Here is a 3039-nt window from a genome sequence, read left to right on the forward strand (position 1 = left end):
TGCCAGCCTGAGCCCGATATCGACAGCTTGTTACCCTGGAATTTTAAAACATAGGTGTAGTTCGCTAGACGCTCACTAAAAAATCGGTTCCTAAACCAGCACCAACACTTCGAGGCATTAAATCAATATTACCAGCACCTGCAGGTAATATTTTGGTTCTAATATCTTCACCTTTAGTACCCATTGAAACCTTAAGGTTTGAGTAACCAACATCCAGACCCATAACAAACATAACATTCTCCAATAAGTAAAGGCTCTAAAAGCCCTCTAAAAAGACTCTATGCATATATTAGCAACACGATGAAGCATTCTTACGGTGTGTATTTGCCTTTTTTGGGTGTATAGGGTCTTTTTGGGGGCCTTTTGGTTGTTTTTTTGAGGGGTTAGCCTTTAAATCCTGGCTGGCAATGGAAATCTGGCTGATATTCAGATTTTTTTTACCCTTAAACAGTTGGTTGATTAGTTTTTAATACACCCACCTTAACTAAATGATCAATATCATTGAAAGCATTACAAATACGCGCACACTTAAGTAATTATCAACATAAATCCCAGAAATAAGCGGTTTGAACTAAGGTTTACATTTTATATTTATTTTTGCTAGACTAATATCACTCGATAGCTCCCAGAAATAAGCAGTTTTATATTTCAATCCATGCTGATTTTTATGGTGAAACCCAATCGAGAACTTAAATCCCAGAAACAAGTGATTTTTAATATAAATCCCTTTTTCTCCGAAGGCGAGATAAACTACCCATTTCCCTTCGTGGATATTGACATGACAATCCCAGATAGATAGTTGTTTGGGAAGTGATTGGGTAGTTCCATGAGGTTTATTATGAGCAAAAAGACAAAAAGATTGCAACGTTTAATTGAGCGGGAATTTGAAGATGAAAGGTTTTTATTTACTGACAAAATGCTTGAAGCCGAATCTAGGGGTTTTGTTAGCACGCTAGATGAGCTTGTGCAAAATGAGATACTAGTAGTTGCTTTAGACGCTCGAAAACAAGCGGACTCGTACTGGGAGGCTAGCCTATCAGCAAGAGAGGATGGCGATCCTAATAACTATTGCTATGTAGGTACACGCGTTAGATTTCTAAGAGGCACACTGCAGTTTGAATGGTTTAAGAATAGAACAAAGCCAGGTGAAGGTGAAGGAAAGCCTAGAAAGGTGTATTCAACTTACATACCTAAAGGAAGTGGGTATCGCTATAGCAGGGCTTTATTCAAAAAAGAGCCAGAATGGGCTCAGGAAGAAATTAACACTGTTGAAGATAGATATGCACTTCTCAGAAAACGTTCTGCGCTGTTATCTGCTATTAAAAAGAACTTACGTGAATACGATAAAGTAGTAAATAAGTGCTTTCCGAACAATGAGGAAGATAATTAATGACTTCAATTCCAGCTACTGACCTAGCTAAGCTAGGTAAGTGCGAAAAGCTTATTAAACCTAGTCCTCGCAGCCATACAAGCAGTTCGTTTAAATTTAAACGCAAAGAAAATACGAATCAAAGTTCAATTGATCGGGGCAACGCAGCTCACGATCAGTTTGAACGTGAAGCAATATTTTTTACAAAAATAGATTACAATAACCAGTCTACAATACCCAATTTAATCGTAACGGTAAGTTTTGCAGTTGGGCTTCTGGTCTTGCTAATAAAAGTATTCATGTAGGAGCTACCAATGACTAAGAGCAGCGACATAACAGAACAAAGTTTAGGTAAAGAACTTTCTATCAATACAAACATACAGAAAAATCAGCAAATGGATATGTTTTCTGTCATAGATGTACCTGCGAAGCAAAGACCGGACTACTCCAACACTGTAGAGATATACGATGCCATACCTAAATATGTTTGGGGTAAAACAAGGGAGCATGAGGATTTAAAATCAGCTAGCTTAACCCGCCATTGTACAATTAAGGGCAATAAATTAACAGTAAAGCTAAGACCAGCCCTGATAGATAAGGGTGATAGAACTGTTTTGATATACCCAGGGCAGCGCGAAGAATTAGTTGAGGATGCTCTCCGGAAAATAGCCGTAAATGGCAAAGGAGTTCACATCAACGATAAAGCGGGTGTTAGCTTCTCTCTCTACGAACTATTGAAAGAGCTTGAGCGTATGGGTCACACATATAGCTTCGATGAGGTCAAAGAGGCTTTGTTTGTTTGTCGCGGTGCCATCATTGAGTGTTACTCAGAAGATGGCGAATCGGTTATAAACTCTAGCTTGTTCGGATTACTTGGGCTAACAACAAAAAAGGACGTTGCAAACAACACTGGAGCTAAGTGCTACGTTCAATTTAACCCGCTAGTAAATGAGTCGATAATGAACTTAACGTTTCGCCAGTACAATTATCAAATCGGTATGGATATCAAATCCCCACTAGCTCGATTTTTTTACAAGAGGATGGCTCAATACTGGACACAAGCTAGCGATAAGCACCCATATCAGCCAAACTTAGTGGCTTTCCTTGAGCAAAGTCCGCGTGGGCTTACTAAAAAAATGGGGGAGAACCTAAGAGCAATGCGAAGTGCTTTGAGCTCCCTACAGAAACACAAAGTTATTTTAGATTACGAAGAAGTAAAAGTGCTTCAAGGCAAGCAAAAAGTTATGGATGCAAAATACACCATATATCCGCACCCTAACTTTGTTAAAGAGGTTATCAAGGCAAATCAAAGAAAAAGCTCGCTTAAAATAAGAAGCAAGTTAGAGGCAGATGACTTCAACGGCCAGCCTTTGTGATATCAGGATAGGTAGCGCTTTAACTAGTTTTTAAAAGCGCTACCTACGGCCCACCACCTAAACCCTATAGTTGGTTGCATCGGTTTTCCCAGATAGAGCCGGAATAACCCCCTGAAAACACCTAAATACAGGGAAATAAATCAAATTCCAACCTAAGTCATTGATCTATAACTAGAGGTTTGCTGCATCGGTTTTCCCAGATAGAGCCGGAATAACCGTGAGCGTCTAGCGAACTACACCTATGTTTTAAAATTCCAGGGTAACAAGCTGTCGATATCGGGCTCAGGCTGGCAC

Annotated in this window: 4 protein-coding genes; 3 read left to right on the top strand and 1 reads right to left on the bottom strand. The window is 39.5% G+C overall.

What is annotated here, in order from left to right; genetic code table 11:
* Positions 1–64: 64 nt before the first annotated feature.
* Positions 65–232 carry a hypothetical protein gene (locus tag HC000_RS18045; RefSeq protein ID WP_179808370.1) on the bottom strand — a complete coding sequence of 56 codons (168 nt, stop codon included), beginning with the start codon at positions 230–232 and terminating at the stop codon, positions 65–67.
* 606 nt (positions 233–838) lie between these two features.
* Here HC000_RS18045 and mobI point away from each other — a divergent pair.
* The 3 genes from mobI to HC000_RS18060 are packed head-to-tail and all read left to right on the top strand — an operon-like array spanning position 839 to position 2745.
* On the top strand, positions 839–1390 hold the full coding sequence (gene mobI, locus HC000_RS18050) for a conjugative transfer protein MobI(A/C) (protein WP_140396181.1): 552 nt from the start codon (positions 839–841) through the stop codon (positions 1388–1390).
* On the top strand, positions 1390–1674 hold the full coding sequence (locus HC000_RS18055; RefSeq protein WP_179808371.1) for a hypothetical protein: 285 nt from the start codon (positions 1390–1392) through the stop codon (positions 1672–1674). Before mobI ends, HC000_RS18055 begins: the two co-directional genes overlap by 1 nt.
* Before the next feature lie 9 nt (positions 1675–1683).
* A complete protein-coding gene (locus HC000_RS18060) occupies positions 1684–2745 on the top strand; it encodes a plasmid replication protein (protein WP_121638705.1) in 1062 nt (353 codons plus the stop codon).
* Positions 2746–3039 lie beyond the last annotated feature (294 nt).

This window comes from Pseudoalteromonas sp. MIP2626 (genome assembly GCF_013414205.1).
Taxonomy (GTDB): Bacteria; Pseudomonadota; Gammaproteobacteria; order Enterobacterales; family Alteromonadaceae; genus Pseudoalteromonas; species Pseudoalteromonas nigrifaciens.